The following is a 20,336-nucleotide window of genomic DNA, read 5'->3' on the forward strand; positions in this document are numbered from 1 at the left end:
GCCGTCATGCGGGGAGCGTACGAGCTCACCCCGCGGTCCGCGGAATCCTTTTCTCCCAGGTGCGGTGGAACACCACCTCGTGACCGTCCTTGCAGATCACCTCGTTCGAGGTGATGAAGTCCGCCTCGTCGCAGGTGGTTTCGGAGTGCGCCTCGACGCTCGCGTCCCACGGCAGGTCCGGCCGGTGCAGCCGGACGAACCAGTCCGAGCGGGCGCGGGCCGACAGCGGGTCCGACTCGACGATCGTGTACGTGTCCAGGGCCTCCTCGGTGAATTCGAGGCCGTCGGGATACACCCGGGTGCCTCCGTACCGCGGGTCCACCTCCAGGCGCCACTCGCCCTTGGCGACATCGCGGACGACGAGACGCTCGGGGCGCGGCTCGTCCAGTGTCGCGGGGAAGTTGACCCCCATGGGTTCCGCCTGCTCCGGCTCCCCGAAGGAGATGGAAGGGTCCGACTCCTGTGCGCGGAGCGGGAGTTCCAGCACGCTCCCCGAAGGGGTGAGGGTGGAGCCCGCCTCCGAACCCGGCTGGGGCCAGATCCACGGCCAGTACGCGGAGGAGACGGCGAGACGGACGCGATGGCCCGGAGGGAAGGCGTGGCCGATCGCGTTCAGGTCGAAAGTCACATCCTCCGTAGAGCCCGGTTTCCAGGGAACGACCTGGTCACGGCCATGACGGGCTGACAGGTTCAGGACGCCTCGGGTGACGAGGGTCGAGGAGCCGTCGGGGGCCACGTCGCAGATTCGGGCCACTACTTGTCCTCGCGTCGCCTCCGTGGTGAGCCTCAGGCGCACGCGCGGGCGGCCCAGCACCCAGATCTCCTCCGGGACCTCGAAGTCGAAGCACGCCGACCTCGCGTCCTCGTCCCGCTGGTCGGGCGGCAGGTCCGCGTCGTTGCCGAAGGGGAAGAAACGGCCGGCGTCGACCCCCGTGTGCTGAGGGGACCGGACCACCACGGGCTCACCCCCGAGGGCGTACGTCACCGGGGCCACCAGGGGAGAGGGCCAGGACGGATCGCCGACCCAGCGGCCCGGCAGCGTCGGGTACACGGTCGCGGGCGGGTGGGAGTCGCTGACGTACGAGCGCAGCAGCGGCTCGGACATGATCCCGGTCTCGGTGCCCTTGAGCCAGTGGTCCCACCAGCGCAGCGTCTCCTGGAGGAAGCCGATCGCCGGGCCGGGCGGCAGGCCCCGGTCGGGGTACTGGTGCGACCACGGCCCGACGATCCCCCGTACGCGGTCCGCGGGGAGGTGTTCCACCAGGCGCAGGACCGTGTCCCGGTACGGGTCGTGCCAGCCGCCGACCGCGAGCACCGCCGCCCGGATCGCCGGGTAGTCCTCGCACACGCTGCCGCGGCGCCAGTGGTCGTCCCTCGTCTGGTGCGCCAGCCAGGTGTGCAGGAACGGATCGACGGTCTCCAGTCGTTTGATCCACAGGTCGTGCCAGGCCTCGCCCGCGTAGACCGGATCCGGCGGGCGGGAGACGAACGCGAGCATGGTCGCCGCCCACGCGTGCATGTCGACGGCGAGCACGGAACCACCCATGTAGTGCACGTCGTTGTCATAGCGGTCGTCCGTCGAGCAGACCGTGACGACCGCCTTGAGCGGCTCGGGCGCGAGGGCCGCGATCTGGAGGGAGTTGAAGCCGCCCCAGGAGATGCCGAACATGCCGACCTTTCCCGAGCACCAGGGCTGGGCGGCGAGCCAGTTGACGACCTCGACCCCGTCGGCCAGCTCCGTCGCCGAGTACTCGTCGCCGGGCATGCCCTCGGAGTTGCCGTGCCCCCGGATGTCCACGCGTACGGAGGCATAGCCGTGCCCCGCGTACCAGGGGTGGCGCTGCCAGTCGCGCGGGGCCGTCCAGTCGGTCAGGCGGTAGGGCAGGTATTCGAGCAGGGCCGGTACGGGTTCGTCGGTGAGCGGGCGCCACACGCGCGCGTAGAGCTTGGTTCCGTCCGGGAGGGGAACGCGGAAGTCCTCGTGAGTCGTCTCGTAGGGGAAGGACGTACGGATGCGCATGGCGGTGACCTCCAGGGCCTGTGGGGTCTCAGTGGACCGGGTGCATCGTGCGGCGCAGCCAGGGCGCGGCGGCGATCACGAGCAGGCCCGCAGCGACGGCGATCGCGCCGTTGACGCCGAAGTAGGCGGGCTTGGAGACGTCGTCGTAGAGCTTCACGGTCTGGGCCTGGATGCCGTTGGCGAGCGCCAGCGAGAGGAACCAGAGGGACATCGTCTGGCTGGCGAAGGCCCGCGGGGCGAGCTTGGTGGTGGCCGACATGCCGGAGGTCTCCAGGAGGACGTCGCCGAGCCCCAGCAGGAGGTACGAGCCGACGATCCACCAGGCCGACATCAGGTAGTCGTCGTTGTCATGGCCGGAGGTCGGCAGCACCATCAGGAGGAAGGACAGGCCTCCCAGCACGACCCCGAACGCGATTTTGTTGGAGGCGTGCGGCTGGCTGTGCCCCGTCCGCACCCACAGCGCGGCCACGACCGGCGCGAGTGCCACCTCGAAGGCGCCCAGGGCGGACGCGTACCAACTGGCGGGGAAGTCGAAGCCGAGGATCGTCGTCCCGGCGTTGGACGCGGCCAGCAGCATCATCGTCGAGTACGCCTGGAAGAGGATGAAGTTGAAGACCGTGGAGGCCAGGAACAGCACGATGTACGGGCGCAGTCGGCCCCGTTCCCCGGGCGTCACCCGGGGGCTCGTGAACATCACCGCGAAGTAGACCACCGGCGCGATCACCGAGATCAGGGTCAGCAGGTCCACGAACCGGCTCATGGTCAGCCATCCGGCGGCGGCCAGCAGGACCGCGAGGACGGCCGCCACCAGCAGGCCGAGGGCGATCAGGCGGACGGCCCTGCGCATGGACGCCAGCGGCAGCGCGAACTCGGCCATGTTCCTGCGTCCGGCCAGGTGACGGCGGCCCGCGACGTACTGGATCAGACCGAGGGTCATACCGACCGCGGCCGCCGAGAAGCCCCAGTGCCAGCCCTGGTGGTCGCCGAGCCAGCCGGTGATCAGCGGGCCCGCGAAGGCGCCGATGTTGATCGCCATGTAGTACACGGCGAAACCGGCGTCGCGGCGGTCGTCGTCGGTGCGGTAGAGCTTGCCGACCATGGTGGCGACGTTCGGCTTCAGCAGGCCCGTGCCCGCGCTGATCAGGCCGAGTCCCGCCCAGGTCATGGCCGCGGTGGGCACCGCCATCGCGTAGTGGCCGCAGGCGATCAGGACGCCGCCCCACAGGACCGCCCGGTACGAGCCGAGGATGCGGTCGGCCAGCCAGCCGCCGGCCACCGAGACCAGATAGACCAGCGTCCCGTACGCGGCCGAGACGGACGCGGCCGTTCCGGCGGACATGCCCATGCCGCCGTGGGCCACCGTGTCCGCGAAGTACAGGACGAGGATCGCCTGCATCCCCAGGAACGAGAACCGCTCCCAGACCTCCAGGCCCGAGAGGGTGAGCAGACCCCTGGGCTGTCCGAGGAAGGCATGGTCGTCGGCGGGGCCCGAGGGCGGGCCACCGGGCTCCGGATCGGGCTCCGGATCAGGGTCGGACTCGATCGTGTCGCGGGACAAGAAGCATCACTTCCTGAAAAATGGCTCGCTTTCAGGACGTACCGCATGTGTCGTCAGTACCGGATGTATCAGTCGTATCGGCAGATCAAGAACATACCTTCCGTGATCGGATACCGCCCGGCTGGGAGCGGGGGGCAAAAGGGGGCAGGTGGAGCGTGTCAGGCAGGGTGGTGGCAGGTGACGGGCGGGCGCTCACTGTGATCGAAAGGCGACCGGATACGCTGACTTGAGTGCCAGCAGCGACACATCGACAAACACCCACAGCATCCGCAGCACCTGTAGTACCCAGCAGGCACAGCACACTCAGAGCATCCAGAGACCGCCGCTGAGAGCGTCAGCAGACAGGAGACCCTCGTGACCGTCGTCGGGCCGTTCGGGCTGAGCGTGCGGGACCAGGCTCTCGAAGCCGATGTCCAGGCCGGATTGGCGGCTGTCGAGGAGGGACTGCTCGAAGCCACCAAGAGCGAGGTCCCGTTCATCACGGAGGCCGCGCAGCACCTCGTGCGCGCGGGCGGCAAGCGGTTCCGGCCGCTGCTCGTGACGCTCGCCGCACAGTTCGGCGACCCGTACGCGCCGGGTGTCGTGCCCTCGGCCGTGGTCGTCGAGCTGACCCACCTCGCCACGCTGTACCACGACGACGTGATGGACGAGGCGGACGTGCGCCGCGGAGTGCCCAGTGCCAACAGCCGCTGGGGCAACTCGGTCGCGGTCCTCACCGGCGACTTCCTCTTCGCGCGGGCCTCGCACATACTGGCCGACCTCGGCCCCGAGGCCGTACGCATCCAGGCGGAGGCGTTCGAGCGGCTGGTCACCGGCCAGATCCTGGAGACGGCGGGGCCGCGCGACGGGCGCGACCCGATCGACCACTACATGGACGTGCTCAGCGGCAAGACCGGCTCGCTGATCGCCGTGGCGGGACGATTCGGCGCGATGATGTCGGGCGCCGACGAGACGGTCGTCGACGTGCTGACGCAGTACGGCGAGCGGCTCGGCGTCGCCTTCCAGCTCGCCGACGACGTGCTGGACATCGCCAGTGACTCGCGCGAGTCCGGCAAGACGCCGGGCACCGACCTGCGCGAGGGCATCCCGACGATGCCCGTGCTGCGGCTGCGCGAGCGCGTGGAGCGGCTGGGGCTCGCCGAGGACATCGCGCTGTCGGAGCTGCTCGCCTCGGACCTGTCCGACGACGCGCGGCACGCCGAGGCGCTGGCCAGGCTGCGGGTGCACCCGGCCCTGGACCTGGCCCGCCGCGACACCGTGCGGTACGCGGAGGACGCCCGCGCCACGCTGGCGCCGCTCCCCGAGTGCGACGCGAAGGCGGCGCTGGTGGAGCTGTGCGACGCGGTGGTCCACCGGGCGGGCTGACCTGCGCGTCTCCCCGTTTTCCCAAGACCCCCTCGGGCAGTCTCCAAGATCCTCACTGCATGTGATGCAGGTCACAGACCTGGAACAAGTCCAATCTCGGATCCCGTCCGTAGTTCATTCATAGAAGCTGACGCAGGGGGCGTCAGTGGAACTACGGGGAGAAAAAAGAATCATGGGGACAATCGTTACGTTCGCACAGCGTCGTAAGAAGCTCGTCATGACCGGCGTCGCGGTGGCCACCGCGGCCGGAGTCGCCGCCGCCGTCATCCCGGCGGTCGCCGACAGCGGGAGCTCCGGCAAGGGTTCGAGCGAGAGCGCGAGCGTGGGCCACTCGGGGCACGGGGGCCAGTCCATCGAGGTACAGAGCGGCGCTCTCGCCGGCGGCAGCGGTGGCACCATCCTCGCCGCGAGCCTGAACGGTGCCAACGAGGTGCCGGTGCAGGGCGGCCCCGCCGTCGGTGACAAGGACGGCGCGGCGCTCCAGTTCGTCAAGGTCAAGGGGGACAAGGTGTCCGTCGCCGTCAAGTGGCGCGGCACCGGAAAGCCGACCCTGCTCCACATCCACCAGGGCGCCAAGGGGGTCAACGGCGGTATCAAGGTCGACTTCACCAAGCTGCTGGACAACGCCAGGGGCCGCACGGTCACCGGCACGGTCAAGGTCAAGGACGCCGCACTGCTCGGGCAGCTGAAGGCCGACCCGGGCGGTTTCTACGCCAATCTGCACACCGCCGAGTTCCCGGGCGGAGCCGTCCGCGGCCAGCTCCACAAGGTCACGACGAAGTTCGACTTCCGGCACGCGCTGAACAACTTCCAGGCGTCCGTCATCAAGGGCAAGCAGATCTACGAGTGCAAGAGGGCGGCCGACGGCACCACGTCCTTCGCCCAGCGTGACGTGGCCGCTGTGCTCGGCGGTCCCATCGCGCACTCGTTCGTGAAGCCCAACTCGGGTACTCCGCAGTGGATCGCGGCCGACCGCAGCGCCGTCACCGGCGCGCTGATCTCCAAGACCCCCAACGGCGACAAGAACATCCCCGAACTGGACCTCAGGGCCACGCAGTCCGGCAAGCACCGGGGGCTGCTCGCGGGCACCGCGGAGATCCTGCGGCTGAACACCGTGGGTGGGGTGGCTCCGGCCGGGTCCTGCAAGGTGGGCAAGATCGTGGGAGTTCCGTACGGGGCGGACTACGTGTTCGTGAACCGGTGAACAGCACGCTGACCACCGGCTGATTCGCCGGATCGCGAAGCCATCCACCCGGATCGGGAAGCCATCCACCCGGGATCAGGAAGTGATCCACCCGGATCTGAAAGGGTTTCACCCGGCTCCGGCGAGATACACGGACGGCGTCTTCCCCGCACGACCCCTACGGGTCGGGGGAGGCGCCGTCCACCCATGTCATACCGCAGGTGTACACGGAGTTGGCTCCGAGGTCTGATGCTTTCCGCCGGCCGATTTGGTCAGATTGGACACACCACTTCACAGGAGTTCGGGTGACAATGGCGGCCAGGGGTGGACGAGTGCATCAGCCGCCGACAACGGAGGTAGGGCACACATGGCACCGTACGAATCCGACGACAACACGAACGAGGACCTGCGCACCGGCCGACGCAAAGCCGCTCGGTACGTCGTCCCCGTCGCGGTGCTGGGGGTGGCGGCGGCGACCATCGGGCTCGTCCCGGCGTTCGCCGGTTCCGGCGACCCGGACCTGCCGGACATCACCGCCCAGCAGCTCATCGAGAAGATCGCGGCGTCGGACGTACAGCAGCTGTCCGGCACGGTGAAGATCAGCACGGACCTCGGCCTGCCGAACCTCGGCGGCCTGGAGAGCAGCCTCGGCGGCGGAATGGGCGGAGGCGGCGACGACTCGGGTTCCTCCGCGGACCCGTCGTCCAAGCTGCTTGAACTGGCGTCCGGTACGCACACGTTGCGGGTCGCGTCCGACGGCGAGGACAAGCAGAAGCTCTCACTGCTCGACAAGGCCGCCGAGTACAGCGTGATCCACAACGGCGACGAGGTGTGGGCGTACGACAGCGCGTCGAACGAGGCGTACCACATGAAGGACTCCTCCGGCGCCGACGAGAAGGGGACGAAGGGCAAGTCCGAGGACGTGCCGGCCACTCCCAAGGAACTGGCCGACGAGGCACTGAAGGCGGCCGACGACACGACATCCGTGACCGTCGACGGTACGGCGCAGGTCGCGGGCCGCGACGCCTACAAGCTGCTGATCAAGCCCAAGGCATCCGGTTCGACGGTCGGCGCGATCTCCATCGCGGTGGACTCGAAGACCGGGCTGCCCCTGAAGTTCACGCTGACCCCGGCGAGCGGCGGCGCGGCCGTCATCGACGCGGGCTTCACCAAGGTCGACTTCTCCAAGCCGGCCGCGTCCACCTTCGACTTCAGCCCGCCCAAGGGCACGAAGGTCACCGAGGGCGACGAGGCGAAGGCCGAGGGCAAGGCGGACCGGGCGCGGCCCAAGGGCGGCGAGGACCTGGGCAAGGAGTTCCAGGGCCTGAACGTCATCGGTGAGGGCTGGAGCTCCATAGCCCAGTTCGACACCGGCGGCGAGGGCCTGCCGTCGGAGTCCTCCGGCGCGGGCGACGCGGGTCGCTTCCTCGACTCGCTGGGCGACCACGTGACCGGCAAGTTCGGCTCGGGCACGGTCTTCTCGACCCGCCTGGTCAACGCGCTCATCACGGACGACGGCAAGGTCTACGCGGGCGCGGTCACCAAGGACGCGCTGGTGAAGGCGGCCAACGCGGCGAAGTAGCGCACGCGGTCCCGGAGCCCCTTGTGGGAAAGGCGAAGTGAGGGAGTCGATGGCGGAACTGTCCACCGCGGACGGGGACATGGCAGGTGAGAGCGGCACGGCCGACGCGGGCGACACGGCGGAGGCCGGTCACACGGCGAAGGCCGGTGACACGGCGGCGGACGCGGCAGCGACCGCGGACACGGGTGACACCGTGATCGCCACCCGCGCGCTCACCAAGCGTTACCGCGGCGGACAGCTCGCCGTCGACGGCCTCGACCTGGCCGTCCCGGCGGGCAGCGTCTTCGGCTTCCTCGGACCGAACGGCTCCGGCAAGACGACCACCATCAGAATGCTGATGGGCCTGATCGAGCCGACGTCCGGCACGGCGCGCGTGCTGGGGCAGCCCATGCCGCGCGCCACGAGCACCGTGCTGCCGCACGTCGGCGCGCTCATCGAGGGACCGGCTCTCTACGGCTTCCTCTCCGGCCGCGACAACCTCCTGCGCTACGACTCGGCCGACCCGACCGCCGACCCGCGCACCCGGCGTACGCGCGTCGCGGCCGCGCTGGACCGCGTCGGCCTGACGGCAGCCGCGGGCAAGAAGGCGAAGGCGTACTCCCTGGGGATGAAGCAGCGGCTCGGACTCGCGGCGGCTCTGCTGCAACCGCGCCGACTGCTGGTGCTGGACGAGCCGACCAACGGGCTCGACCCGCAGGGGATGCGGGAAATCCGTTCCCTGGTGAGGGAGTTGGCGTCGGACGGCACCACCGTCTTCCTCTCCTCGCATCTGCTGGACGAGATCGAGCAGGTGTGTACGCACGTGGCGGTGATGGCCCAGGGACGGCTGATCACCCAGGGGCCGGTGGCCGACCTCGCCGCGGGCGCGCGGGGCCGACTCGTCGTGACGACACCGGATCCTGGCGACGCGGCCCGGGTGCTGAAGGAACAGGGCGTGAGCGATGTCGTGGTCGCCGAGGACCGTGTGACCGCCGAGCCACCGGACCGCGAACTCGCCGAGGTGAACGCGGCACTGGTGACGGCGGGCGTCCGCGTCCGGGGCTTCGGGGTCGAACGGGCCTCGCTGGAGGACGCATTCGTGGCGCTCACGGGGGAGGGATTCGATGTCGCGGGCTGAACTCACCGAGCCGCCGGCCCAGGCCGCGAAGACCGCGGCCGGGGTACGGACGCCGACGCCGCTGTGGACCCTCGGCCTGCTGCGCAACGAGCTGGGGACCACACTCCGGCGGTGGCGGACGATCGCGCTGCTCGCCGTGCTGGCCGCGGTGCCGGTGCTGGTCGGGATCGCGGTCAAGATCGAGACGAGCGACGGTTCGTCGGCCGGAGGAGGCGGAGGCGAGGGGCCCGCCTTCATCGCGCAGATCACCAACAACGGACTGTTCCTGGTCTTCACCGCACTCGCCGCCACCCTGCCGTTCTTCCTGCCGATGGCGGTCGGCGTCGTCGCGGGCGACGCGATAGCGGGCGAGGCCAACGCGGGGACACTGCGCTATCTGCTGGTCGCCCCGGCCGGCCGGACCCGCCTGCTGATCACCAAGTACGCGACCACGCTGGCCTTCTGCGTCATCGCGACCCTCGTGGTGGCGACCTCGGCGCTCATCGTGGGCGCGCTCCTGTTCCCACTGGGCGAACTGACGACGATCTCCGGCACGCGGATCAGTTTCGGCGAGGGGCTCGGGCGGGCGCTGCTGATCGCCCTGGCCGTCGCCGCGTCACTGATCGGGATCGCGGCCCTCGGCCTGTTCGTCTCGACCCTGACGAACAGCGGGATCGCGGCGATGGCGACGACCGTCGGCCTGCTCATCACCGTGCAGATCCTCGACCAGATCCCCCAGCTCCACGCGATACAGCCGTACTTCTTCTCGCACTACTGGCTGTCCTTCGCCGACCTCATGCGCGACCCGATTTACTGGGACGACCTGATACGCAACCTGCAGCTCCAGGGGCTGTACGCGGCGGTGTTCGGCGCGGCGGCGTGGGCGCGGTTCACGGCGAAGGACATCACGGCGTAGCTCAGCCGTCGTACGGGAAGCGGGCGAGCGGGGGCTCCTGCGCGAAGAACGTCTTGGCGCGGGTCAGGGCGGCGGAGTCGGTCAGGACGTCCCCGGGCTTGCTGCCGTTGCCGAGGAGGACGCCGCCGAATCGCATCCCCATGTACGCGGCCGAGTGGTTGAGCGTGCCGATCAGCGGGTCGGCGACCTCTTCCTCCTCGTGCGCGAGGGCGGTGACGCCCCACAGCGTGCGCCCGGCCATCGTCTTCTTGAAGTCGAGACCCGGGGTGCGCAGCCAGCCCGACCAGTGGTCCAGGTAGCGCTTGGTGTGCGCGGACAGGGAGTACCAGTACAGGGGGGAGGCGATGACGAGGTCCGTCGCCGCGAGCGTGGCGTCGAGCAGCAGGGCCGTGTTGTCGCCGGACGGCCGGACATGGTCGCTGTCGTGGCGCAGGTCCTCGAAGTCGGGCACCGAATGCTCGGTGAGACTCAGCCAGCGCTGTGTGACGTCGGCCGGCAGTTGTTCCGCGGCCTTGCGGGCCAGGAGCTCGGTGTTGCCGCTGTCGCGGGCGCTGCCCAGGAGGAACAGGAAGTGGCGGGTCATGAGCGGCTCCGTCATGGAAGGCGTACGACGACTGCATGCGTACGCAGTATATGCACACGCATGCAGTCGTCGGCTACCCCGGAGATCGGGCCGCGGCGGACCGGAGTCGTCCGGAGTCGTCTGGAGCCGACCGGATCCGACCGGAGTCTGCCGGAGTGGATCCGCCTGTCCGGCTACTCCGATAGCTCCCAGACCGCGTACGCCAGTGCGTCGCTGTTCCGGTTCAGGGCGGTGTCGTTGATGTTCGACGTCGTGTCGCACGAGGAGTGGTAGCAGCGGTCGAACGACTGGCCCGCCGTGCCGCCCCACTTGGCGGCCTGGGCCGCGGACTTGGTGTTGCTCGCGCCGGTGAAGAGGCCGCCGACGGGGATGCCCGCGCTCTTGAAGGGGGCGTGGTCCGAGCGGCCGTCGCCCTCGGTCTCGATCTCGGTGGCGACGCCGAGACCCGCGTAGAAGTCCTTGAAGGTCTTCTCGATGGCCGGGTCGTCGTCGTAGACGAAGTAGCCGGGGTTCGGCGACCCGATCATGTCGAAGTTGAGGTAACCGCTGATCTTGGCGCGGTTGGCGGTGGAGAGGCTGTTGACGTAGTAGCGCGAGCCGACCAGGCCCAGCTCCTCCGCTCCCCACCAGGCGAACCGCAGATGCTTCGTGGGCTGGTACTGGGCGCGGGACACGGCGAGCGCGGCTTCCAGTACGGCCGCCGAGCCAGAGCCGTTGTCGTTGATGCCGGCCCCCGTCGTGACGCTGTCGAGGTGGGAGCCCGCCATGACGACCTGGTTGGCGTCGCCGCCGGGCCAGTCCGCGATCAGGTTGTAGCCGACGCGGCCGGAGGCGGTGAACTGCTGGATGGTCGTGGTGAATCCGGCCGCATCCAGCTTGGCCTTCACGTAGTCGAGGGAGGCCTTGTAGCCGGTGCGTCCATGGGCGCGGTTGCCGCCGTTGGCGGTGGCGATGGACTGCAGCTGGGTGAGATGGGCCTTGACGTTGGCGACGGGTATGTCGGGTGCGGCGGCCACGCGCGCGGGCGCGGCGTCGGCTATCGCGCTCGTCGTGAGGAGTGCGGCGACGGCTATGACCGCGGCACCCGTGACACGTCCGGGAACAGAGAGCTTCATGTGGGGGGCTCCGAATTCCATACGGGAATGGGTGCCTGATGGTGAAGCTGAGGCTGACGTTCCGTCAAGAGCGCAATCCGGTCAGGGCTGTTCGCATAGCGGACCCCTGGAGTTCACCTGACCGCGGTCGCTCATGACGCTCCGGGGCGTCATGGGGGATGGGGGACGGGGGCGGCCGTTTCCTCGTTGCCGTGTACGGGCGGATGCCCGGGCGGGCATCCCCGGTTGCCGCGTACGGACGGACACCTCGGCCCCCGGTGGGTCCTCGCGTGTCAGTGCACGCAGAACTCGTTGCCCTCCGGATCCGCCATCACGACCCACTCGCCGCCCTGCTCCTTCACCTCCCGGAGCGTCGCCGCCCCCAGCCCGGTCAGCCGTGCGACCTCCCCCTCCCGCGGCCTGTCCCCGGTGTGCACGTCGATGTGCACCCGGTTCTTCATCGTCTTCGGCTCCGGCACGCGCTGGAAGAGCAGCCGTCGTCCGAGTCCGGTTCCGCTGTCCTTGTCGTACGGATCGTCGGGGTGGCGCACGGCCGCGGCGTCGCGCCAGGCTCGGCGGCCGTGCGACTCGACGGTGATCTCGGGCGGTACGGCGCCGAAGCCGAGCAGACGCTCGACCAGGGCGCTGTGGTCCTCGACCAGATAGCCGAGGGTGGCGGCCCAGAAGTCGGCCTGCGCGTGCGGATCGCCCGCGTCGATGACGAGCTTCCAGTGCAGGGGCGCCGGTGCCGACGAGGGTGTCTGGGGCTGGGGCTGGGTCTCTGTCATGGTAACCAGTTATAGTGGTTACGTGAGTGAGCGTGCAATGAAATCGCCCGGACTGACTCTCGTGTCGTACGGGGGGAAGTCGTTCCGCTTCGACCCCGGGGCGCTGTGCATGGAGCTCGTCACGACGGGCGGGCCGGGGGAGTTCGCGCGGTACGAGGTGCTGCACGAGCCCGCGGATCTGGTGCGCTGGGTGGAGCGCAGCCGGTTGCCCGGCGGGCTTGAAGTGACCGTCACGGAAGGGGAGTTGACGCAAACGCGAGCCCTGCGCGACGCGGTCTTCCTGCTGGCCGCGGACCGGGCTCATGGGCGGCCTCTCCAGGCCCGTCAGCTTGACGTCGTCAACGCCGCCGCGGCCGGGGCGCCGCTTGCCGCCCGGATCGAGGCGGACGGGTCGCGCGGGTGGGCGCCGGGGGCCACCGGGGCGCGGTTGCTGGCCACCGTTGCGCGGGACGCGGTGGAGCTGTTCACCGGGCCGTACGCGGATCGGATCCGGGAGTGCGGGTCCCACAACTGCGCGTTGCTCTTCGTCGACACCTCGCGGCCCGGGCGGCGGCGCTGGTGCGCCATGGAACACTGCGGCAACCGCCAGAAGGCCCGCACGCATCGGGCCCGTCGGGCCGAGGGGGACGGCTGAGGCCTTCTTCCGCCTCCGCCGCCCCTACCCATTCCCGTCACCTCCTCAGGGGCTCCGACCCGGACGCCACCCTCTCCGCCTTCCGCGCGGCCCTGATCGTCCCGGTGGCGATGGTGACACTGGGCGCGCTGCTGTCGTCCTTCGGCCTCGGAAGCCGTACGAAGCCGCCGTCGGCCGGAGCGCCCTCCGCACCCACCACGGCCGCGGCCACCGCCACCGTTGCCGTGACGGCTACCTCGACCACCGCGGCCATTCCCGACGCGTCCGCCAACCCCACCCGGCAGGCTTCGAGTTGACAATCGGGCCACACCGGATTCGCCATACTGTTCGCATGACCGCAGACGCCTCCGCTCCGTCCGCTCCCGCTCCCGCCCGCCCCCAGCGCACCCGCGTCGTCATAGTGGGGGCGGGGCCCGCGGGACTCACCCTCGCCAACATCCTCCGGGCCGCCTCGGTCGACTGCGTGGTGCTGGAGAACGAGAGCAGGGAGTTCATCGAACAGCGGCCGCGTGCGGGCTTCCTGGAGGAGTGGGCGGTCCGCGCGCTGGAGGGGCGGGGCCTGGCGGACCGGCTCCTGGCGAACACCGTGGCGCACACCGAGTGCGAGTTCCGGTTCGCCGGGGAGCGCCACAGGTTCCCGTACGCCGATGTGTCGGGCCACCGCCACTACGTGTACCCCCAGCCGCTGCTGGTGACGGACCTGGTGCGGGAGTACGCGGACGTCCGGGGCGGCGACATCCGGTTCGGCGTCCTAGACGTCGAGCCGGCCGGGATCGACACGGACCGGCCCTCGGTGGCGTACACGGATCCGGAGACGGGTGAACGGGTCCGCCTGGACTGCGAGTTCATCGCGGGCTGCGACGGCGCACGCGGGGTGAGCCGGGACCGTATGCCCGCGGAGCACGTCACCGTCGCCCGGCACGACTTCGGTGTCGGCTGGCTGGCGCTGCTGGCCGAGGCGCCGCCGTCGTCCGACTGTGTCGTCTTCGGTATCCATCCGCGCGGGTTCGCCGGTCACATGGCCCGCAGTCCGCAGGTCACCCGCTACTACCTGGAGTGCCCGCCCGACGACGATCCGGAGAACTGGTCGCACGAGCGCGTGTGGGCCGAGCTCCACGCACGCCTCGGGGCGGAGGGGGCCCAGCCGCTCAACGAGGGCAAGCTGATCGAGAAGCGGGTCCTGGCCATGCACAACTACGTGGTGGAGCCGATGGCGTACGGGCGGCTGTATCTGGCCGGCGACGCGGCCCACCTCCTCGCGCCGATCGGTGCTAAGGGCATGAACCTCGCGATCCACGACTCCCTGCTGCTCGGCGACGCGCTCGTCGCGTACTACGGCAAGGGGGACGACAGCGGGCTGCGCGGCTACTCGGCGGCCTGTCTGCGCCGGGTGTGGCAGTACCAGGAGTTCTCGCAGTGGCTCTCCGACGTGTACCACGGCGCCTCGTCCGGCGATCCCTTCAAGGCGGGTACCTCGATGGCCAGGCTGCGGCGGATCCTCGCCTCACCCGCCGCGGCGACCGGCTTCGCGGAACTGTTCCTCGGCAAGGACACGGATTACTGACGCCGTCGGTTACGACGGCGTCACCGACTACGTGTTGCTGCTGGTGGCGGTGTCGCTGGTGGTGGTGCCGCGGGTGGCGGTCGGGCTCGCGGCCGCCGCCTCCCGGGCCGCTTCCGAGGCGGCGGTGGCAGCGGTGGCGGCGGTGGCCGCCTCGCGCAACACCATCCTGGACTTCCGCGCCGTCCGCAGCGCATCCCACGTCAGCAGCGACAACGCGGCCCACACCAGCGCGAACCCGGCCCACCGCTCGGCGGGCATCGCCTCGTGGAAGTACAGGATGCCGAGCAGGAACTGCAGCACGGGCGCGAGGTACTGGAGCAGTCCCAGTGTCGACAGCGGCACCCGGATCGCCGCCGCCCCGAAGCAGACGAGCGGCAGCGCGGTCACCACACCGGTCGCGGCCAGCAGCGCCGCGTGCCCGGTGCCCTCGCCGCCGAAGGTCGCGTCGCCCCGGGACGACGGCCACAGCAGATAGCCCAGCGCGGGCAGGAACTGGATCGCGGTCTCCGCGGCCAGCGACTCGATACCGCCGAGGTTGACCTTCTTCTTCACCAGCCCGTACGTCGCGAAGGAGAAGGCGAGACAGAGGGAGATCCACGGCGGTTGGCCGTATCCGACGGTCAGTACGAGCACCGCGGCGAAGCCGATGCCCACGGCCGCCCACTGCGCGGGCCGCAGCCGCTCCTTCAGGAGCAGGACGCCCATCGCGATGGTGACGAGCGGGTTGATGAAGTAGCCGAGGGACGCCTCCACCACGTGGCCGGCGTTCACGGCCCAGATGTAGACGCCCCAGTTGACCGTGATGGTGGCCGCCGCGATGGTGATCAGGCCCAGTCTGCGCGGCTGTCGCAGCAGCGGACCGGCCCAGGCCCAGCGCCGCATCACCACGAGCGCGATCACCACGACGCCCAGCGACCACACCATGCGGTGGGCGAGGATCTCCGCCGCTCCCGAGGGTTGCAGGAGCGGCCAGAACAGGGGCACGAGCCCCCACATGCCGTACGCCGCGAAGCCGTTCAGCAGACCGATCCGCTGTTCGCCCTTGGAATCCAGACCTATGTGCTGTTCACCCTTGGACTCCACCGGCACGGCCCCTCACTTTCCCCAGGCAGCGGACGCGCGGCTCACCACGCTGCGGACGCGCGGCGTCCGAACCACGCGCAACATCCAAGAAGGTAGCGCCGAGAGCCCCCGCCTGTCATGCCCGTATCGCCATACGGTCATGACAGACGGGGTGCTTCCCGTGGCTCGCGAGCGAGGGTGTTCCAAGGGGGGCGGCGATCAGCCCTTCAGCGCCGCCGCGATCGACTCCGCGATCGGCGTGGTCGGCCGGCCGGTCAGCCGGGACAGGTCACCGGTGGCGACGACCAGCTCGCCCTTCTCGATCGACGCGTCGACGCCGGCCAGGATCGTGGCGAAGGGGGCGGGCAGTCCGGCGCCGGTCAGGATGCCCTCGTACACCTCGCCGGGGACGGAGTTGTAGGCGATCTCCTTGCCGGTCTGCCGGCTCAGCTCGGCCGCGTACTCGGCGAAGCCGAACGCCGTGTCGCCGCCCAGCTCGTACGTCTTGTTCTCGTGGCCCTCGCCGGTCAGCACGGCCACGGCGGCGGCCGCGTAGTCCGCGCGGGAGGCCGCGGAGATCCTGCCCTCGCCGGCGGCCTGGACGACGGCGTTGTGCTCCAGGACCGGGGCCAGGTTCTCGGTGTAGTTCTCGTTGTACCAGCCGTTGCGCAGCAGGGCGTACGTCACGCCGGACTCCAGGATCGCCGCCTCGGTGCCGCGGTGGTCGTCGGCCAGCGCGGCGGACAGGCTGCCCGGAGCGCTGGTGTACGCGAGGAGCGCGACGCCGGCGGCCTTGGCGGCGTCGAGGACGACCTTGTGCTGGGCGACGCGGCCCTTGTCGAACTCGTTGCCCGAGATGAGCAGCACCTTGTCGCCGGCGGAGAAGAGGCCGTCGAAGGTCTCGGGAGCGTTGTAGTCGGCGATCGCGAGCTTCACGCCGCGGGCCGCGAAGTCCGCCCCCTTCTCCTCACTGCGGACGACGGCCGTGATCCGGTCGGCCGGGACCTTCTCCAGCAGGCCCTCGATGACGAAACGGCCGAGGTGTCCGGTGGCTCCGGTGACGACGATGCTCATGGTGGAAACAACTCCTTGTGGGGTGGGTATGGCACTAACCATAGGAGCCGCACTAACTCTGCGAAAGTACCCACTTTGAAGTAAGGTACTGGCATGGCCGTAAGCACCGAAGCAGTCAGCAAGGAAGCAGTCAGCAAGTACGACACCGGCGAGGCGATGTGTCCGTACCGCCTCGTGCTGGAGCACGTCACCAGCCGCTGGGGCGTCCTGGTCCTGATCGAGCTCCTTGAGCGGCCCTACCGCTTCAGCGAGCTGCGCCGCGCGATCGGCAGGGTCAGCGAGAAGATGCTCACCCAGACCCTGCAGACCCTGGAGCGCGACGGACTCGTGAACCGGGACGCCAAGCCGGTCATCCCGCCACGCGTCGACTACTCACTGACCGACCTGGGCCGCGAGGCCGCCGACCAGGTGAAGGCCCTCGCGGGCTGGACCGAGGAGCGGATGGACGCCGTACTGAAGGCCCGCCAGGCATACGACGAGCTGAAGGCGCGCCAGGTGAACGGCGACCTGTAGGCCGGCCGGGCAAACGGTGAGGCCCGGGCCTGAAGAGCCCGGGCCTCACCGAATCCGTACGACGGTGTGGGTGTCAGCCGACGACCGTCCAGGTGTCCCCGCCCGCGAGCAGTGCCGACAGGTCGCCTTTGCCGTTCTGTTCGATGGCCGTGTCGAGCTGGTCGGCCATCTGTGTGTCGTAGACCGGGCGGTCGACGGCCCTCAGGACGCCGATCGGCGTGTGGTGCAGCGTGTCCGGGTCGGCGAGCCGGGACAGCGCGAACGCCGTGGTGGGCGAGGCGGAGTGCGCGTCGTGGACCAGGATCTGCGGCTCGTTCTCCGGAGTGACGGTGACGACCTTCAGGTCGCCGGTCACCGGATCGCGTACGACGCCCTTGGAGCCGAGGCCGCTGTCGAGCGGGGCGCCGAAGCGGATCTGGCGTCCGTGTTCGAGGCGGATGACGGCTTCCTCGGCCTGTTGCCTGTCCTTGAGGACCTCGAAGGCGCCGTCGTTGAAGATGTTGCAGTTCTGGTAGATCTCGACGAGGGCGGTGCCCGGGTGGGCCGCGGCCTGCCGCAGCACCTCCGTCAGATGCTTGCGGTCGGAGTCCACGGTCCGCGCCACGAACGACGCCTCCGCGCCGATGGCCAGCGACACCGGGTTGAAGGGTGCGTCCAGGGAGCCCATCGGCGTGGACTTGGTGATCTTGCCGACCTCGCTGGTCGGGCTGTACTGGCCCTTGGTGAGTCCGTAGATCCGGTTGTTGAAGAGCAGGATCTTGAGGTTCACGTTCCGGCGGAGGGCGTGGATGAGGTGGTTGCCGCCGATGGACAGCGCGTCCCCGTCACCGGTCACCACCCACACGCTCAGGTCCCGGCGGGAGGAGGCGAGCCCGGTGGCGATGGCGGGGGCGCGGCCGTGGATGGAGTGCATCCCGTACGTGTTCATGTAGTACGGGAAACGGGACGAGCAGCCGATGCCCGAGACGAAGACGATGTTCTCCTTGGCGAGACCCAGTTCGGGCATGAAGCCCTGTACTGCCGCGAGGATCGCGTAGTCACCGCAGCCGGGGCACCAGCGCACTTCCTGATCGGACTTGAAGTCCTTCATGGACTGCCTGGCCTCGGCCTTGGGCACCAGAGTGAGCGCCTCGATCGTGCCCGGACCTTCCGTGGTCGTCTCAGCCATCGATGGCCTCCTTGAGAGCCGTGGCGAGCTGTTCGGCCTTGAACGGCATTCCGTTGACCTGGTTGTACGAGTGGGCGTCGACCAGGTATTTCGCCCGGACCAGGGTGGCGAGCTGGCCGAGGTTCATCTCGGGGATCACCACCTTGTCGTACGCCTTCAGCACCGTGCCGAGATTCGCCGGGAACGGGTTGAGGTGCCGCAGATGCGCCTGCGCGATCGCCTCCCCGGCCGCCCGCAGCCGCCGTACCGCCGCGGTGATGGGCCCGTAGGTGGAGCCCCAGCCCAGGACGAGGGTGGTGGCGGCGTTCGGGTCGTCGACCTCTACGTCCGGTACGTCGATGCCGTCGATCTTCGCCTGGCGCGTACGGACCATGAAGTCGTGGTTGGCGGGGTCGTAGGAGATGTTGCCGGTGCCGTCCTGCTTCTCGATGCCGCCGATGCGGTGTTCGAGACCCGGCGTGCCCGGGATCGCCCAGGGGCGGGCGAGGGTCCCCGGGTCGCGTTTGTACGGCCAGAAGACCTCGGTGCCGTCGTCCAGGGTGTGGTTGGGGCCCTGGGCGAACTGCACGCGCAGGTCGGGGAGTTCGTCGGTCTCCGGGATCCGCCACGGTTCGCTGCCGTTGGCGAGGTAGCCGTCGGACAGCAGCAGGACCGGGGTGCGGTAGGTGAGGGCGATGCGGGCTGCTTCGATGGTGGCGTCGAAGCAGTCGGCGGGGGTCCGGGGGGCCACGATGGGCACCGGTGCCTCGCCGTTGCGGCCGAACATGGCCTGGAGCAGGTCGGCCTGTTCGGTCTTGGTGGGCAGGCCGGTGGAGGGGCCGCCGCGCTGGATGTCGATGACCAGCAGCGGCAGTTCCAGCGACACCGCGAGCCCGATCGTCTCCGACTTCAGCGCCACACCCGGTCCGGAGGTGGTGGTCACGGCGAGCGAGCCGCCGAAGGCCGCCCCCAGTGCGGCGCCGATACCGGCGATCTCGTCCTCGGCCTGGAAGGTCCGTACGCCGAAGTTCTTGTGCTTGCTGAGTTCGTGCAGGATGTCCGAGGCCGGAGTGATCGGATAGGAGCCCAGGTAGAGGGGCAGGTCCGCCTGCTTCGAGGCCGCGATCAGGCCGTAGGACAGGGCCAGGTTCCCGGAGATGTTGCGGTAGGTGCCGGTCGGGAAGGCCGCGGTGGCCGGCGCGATCTCGTAGGAGACGGCGAAGTCCTCGGTGGTCTCGCCGAAGTTCCAGCCCGCGCGGAACGCGGCGATGTTGGCCGCCGCGATGTCGGGCTTCTTGGCGAACTTGGTGGCCAGGAACTTCTCGGTGCCCTCGGTCGGCCGGTGGTACATCCAGCTCAGCAGGCCCAGCGCGAACATGTTCTTGCTGCGCTCGGCCTCCTTGCGGGTGAGGTCGAACTCCTTGAGCGCCTCGACGGTGAGGGTGGTGAGGGGGACGGGGTGGACGCTGTAACCGTCCAGCGAACCGTCCTCCAGGGGGCTCGTGGCGTAGCCGACCTTCTGCATCGCCCGTTTGGTGAACTCGTCCGTGTTGACGATGATCTCCGCGCCGCGCGGCACGTCGGCGATGTTGGCCTTCAGCGCGGCCGGGTTCATCGCCACGAGGACGTTGGGCGCGTCGCCGGGGGTGAGGATGTCGTGGTCGGCGAAATGCAGCTGGAAAGACGAAACGCCCGGCAGGGTGCCTGCGGGCGCGCGGATCTCGGCGGGGAAGTTCGGCAGTGTCGAAAGGTCGTTTCCGAAGGATGCCGTCTCGGAGGTGAAGCGGTCTCCGGTGAGCTGCATACCGTCACCGGAGTCCCCCGCGAACCGGATGATCACCCGGTCCAGCCGGCGTACATCCTTTGTGCCCGCCGGTTTGCGCTGTTCTCCTACGACGGTTCCGTCGGCGTGCTCGGCTGGACTGCTGACCTGACTGGTCACTGAAGTGAACCTCCTTCGAGGCGGCTGGCCGGGATCGGCCCTCCCGCAGGCCATCCCGGGTCCAACCCTACGTCGCTAAGGGTCGCCTTCCCCTGACCGTTCGTACGGTGGACCCCTTTTTGAGACCGTCGGACACCCTGATTTGCCATGATTTATCCGCCCCCCGGCGTTACCTGTGAAGACGCTTGACGCTCATCCTTTGGTTCTCGTGCTCA

At 69.6% G+C, this 20,336-nt stretch carries 18 protein-coding genes; 9 read left to right on the forward strand and 9 right to left on the reverse strand.

Going from position 1 to position 20,336, the window contains the following annotated elements:
- Positions 1–25: 25 nt before the first annotated feature.
- The gene (locus tag ACZ5VQ_RS21605) at positions 26–2,020 is read right to left on the reverse strand and encodes a CocE/NonD family hydrolase (RefSeq protein ID WP_469106303.1); all 1,995 of its coding nucleotides are present in this window, start codon (positions 2,018–2,020) and stop codon (positions 26–28) included.
- Positions 2,021–2,048: 28 nt separating this feature from the next.
- A complete protein-coding gene (locus tag ACZ5VQ_RS21610) occupies positions 2,049–3,578 on the reverse strand; it encodes a peptide MFS transporter (RefSeq protein WP_469106304.1) in 1,530 nt (509 codons plus the stop codon).
- A gap of 354 nt (positions 3,579–3,932) precedes the next feature.
- On the opposite strand from ACZ5VQ_RS21610, the gene ACZ5VQ_RS21615 reads away from it, so the two are divergent.
- From ACZ5VQ_RS21615 to ACZ5VQ_RS21635, 5 genes are all read left to right on the forward strand, one after another.
- The gene (locus ACZ5VQ_RS21615; RefSeq protein WP_362073669.1) at positions 3,933–4,943 is read left to right on the forward strand and encodes a polyprenyl synthetase family protein; all 1,011 of its coding nucleotides are present in this window, start codon (positions 3,933–3,935) and stop codon (positions 4,941–4,943) included.
- A gap of 172 nt (positions 4,944–5,115) precedes the next feature.
- Complete coding sequence (locus ACZ5VQ_RS21620) at positions 5,116–6,147, forward strand: CHRD domain-containing protein (protein WP_469106305.1); 1,032 nt, start codon at positions 5,116–5,118, stop codon at positions 6,145–6,147.
- Positions 6,148–6,493: 346 nt separating this feature from the next.
- Positions 6,494–7,708, forward strand: coding sequence for a LolA family protein (locus ACZ5VQ_RS21625; RefSeq protein WP_469106306.1), 1,215 nt, complete (start codon positions 6,494–6,496; stop codon positions 7,706–7,708).
- Between the two features lie 49 nt (positions 7,709–7,757).
- Complete coding sequence (locus tag ACZ5VQ_RS21630; protein WP_469106307.1) at positions 7,758–8,825, forward strand: ABC transporter ATP-binding protein; 1,068 nt, start codon at positions 7,758–7,760, stop codon at positions 8,823–8,825.
- Entirely contained in the window at positions 8,812–9,720 is a 909-nt protein-coding gene (locus ACZ5VQ_RS21635) for an ABC transporter permease (RefSeq protein ID WP_469106308.1), read from the forward strand. The genes ACZ5VQ_RS21630 and ACZ5VQ_RS21635 overlap by 14 nt, the downstream gene beginning before the upstream one ends.
- 1 nt (position 9,721) lies before the next feature.
- Here the strand turns inward: ACZ5VQ_RS21635 and ACZ5VQ_RS21640 are convergent, their stop codons facing one another.
- The 3 genes from ACZ5VQ_RS21640 to ACZ5VQ_RS21650 form a co-directional block, all read right to left on the reverse strand.
- Entirely contained in the window at positions 9,722–10,303 is a 582-nt protein-coding gene (locus ACZ5VQ_RS21640) for a flavodoxin family protein (RefSeq protein ID WP_469106309.1), read from the reverse strand.
- Positions 10,304–10,476: 173 nt separating this feature from the next.
- Positions 10,477–11,418, reverse strand: a complete 942-nt coding sequence (locus ACZ5VQ_RS21645; protein ID WP_362073651.1) for a M28 family metallopeptidase — start codon at positions 11,416–11,418, stop codon at positions 10,477–10,479.
- 272 nt (positions 11,419–11,690) lie between these two features.
- Complete coding sequence (locus ACZ5VQ_RS21650) at positions 11,691–12,185, reverse strand: VOC family protein (protein WP_469106310.1); 495 nt, start codon at positions 12,183–12,185, stop codon at positions 11,691–11,693.
- Positions 12,186–12,222: 37 nt separating this feature from the next.
- Between ACZ5VQ_RS21650 and ACZ5VQ_RS21655 the strand changes: the two genes are divergently transcribed.
- The 3 genes from ACZ5VQ_RS21655 (at position 12,223) to ACZ5VQ_RS21665 (ending at position 14,383) form a co-directional block, all read left to right on the forward strand.
- The gene (locus ACZ5VQ_RS21655) at positions 12,223–12,819 is read left to right on the forward strand and encodes a CGNR zinc finger domain-containing protein (protein ID WP_469106435.1); all 597 of its coding nucleotides are present in this window, start codon (positions 12,223–12,225) and stop codon (positions 12,817–12,819) included.
- Positions 12,820–12,923: 104 nt separating this feature from the next.
- Positions 12,924–13,115 (forward strand): hypothetical protein, encoded by a 192-nt coding sequence (locus ACZ5VQ_RS21660; RefSeq protein ID WP_469106311.1) that lies wholly within the window; start codon positions 12,924–12,926, stop codon positions 13,113–13,115.
- Between the two features lie 35 nt (positions 13,116–13,150).
- Positions 13,151–14,383, forward strand: a complete 1,233-nt coding sequence (locus ACZ5VQ_RS21665) for a 4-hydroxybenzoate 3-monooxygenase (protein ID WP_469106312.1) — start codon at positions 13,151–13,153, stop codon at positions 14,381–14,383.
- 27 nt (positions 14,384–14,410) lie between these two features.
- Here the strand turns inward: ACZ5VQ_RS21665 and rarD are convergent, their stop codons facing one another.
- Positions 14,411–15,466: an EamA family transporter RarD gene (gene rarD, locus ACZ5VQ_RS21670; protein WP_469106313.1), complete on the reverse strand. Its 1,056-nt coding sequence runs from the start codon at positions 15,464–15,466 to the stop codon at positions 14,411–14,413.
- 198 nt (positions 15,467–15,664) lie between these two features.
- Positions 15,665–16,519: an SDR family oxidoreductase gene (locus ACZ5VQ_RS21675; protein ID WP_469106314.1), complete on the reverse strand. Its 855-nt coding sequence runs from the start codon at positions 16,517–16,519 to the stop codon at positions 15,665–15,667.
- A gap of 93 nt (positions 16,520–16,612) precedes the next feature.
- Between ACZ5VQ_RS21675 and ACZ5VQ_RS21680 the strand changes: the two genes are divergently transcribed.
- Positions 16,613–17,032 (forward strand): winged helix-turn-helix transcriptional regulator, encoded by a 420-nt coding sequence (locus tag ACZ5VQ_RS21680; RefSeq protein ID WP_469106315.1) that lies wholly within the window; start codon positions 16,613–16,615, stop codon positions 17,030–17,032.
- A 73-nt stretch (positions 17,033–17,105) separates the two neighbouring features.
- Here ACZ5VQ_RS21680 and ACZ5VQ_RS21685 read toward each other — a convergent pair whose 3' ends face one another.
- Together ACZ5VQ_RS21685 and ACZ5VQ_RS21690 are read right to left on the reverse strand one after the other, a co-directional pair.
- Complete coding sequence (locus ACZ5VQ_RS21685) at positions 17,106–18,200, reverse strand: 2-oxoacid:ferredoxin oxidoreductase subunit beta (RefSeq protein WP_469106316.1); 1,095 nt, start codon at positions 18,198–18,200, stop codon at positions 17,106–17,108.
- Complete coding sequence (locus tag ACZ5VQ_RS21690; protein WP_469106317.1) at positions 18,193–20,121, reverse strand: 2-oxoacid:acceptor oxidoreductase subunit alpha; 1,929 nt, start codon at positions 20,119–20,121, stop codon at positions 18,193–18,195. The genes ACZ5VQ_RS21685 and ACZ5VQ_RS21690 overlap by 8 nt, the downstream gene beginning before the upstream one ends.
- Between the last annotated feature and the right edge of the window lie 215 nt (positions 20,122–20,336).

Source organism: Streptomyces sp. NPDC033178, assembly GCF_055577685.1.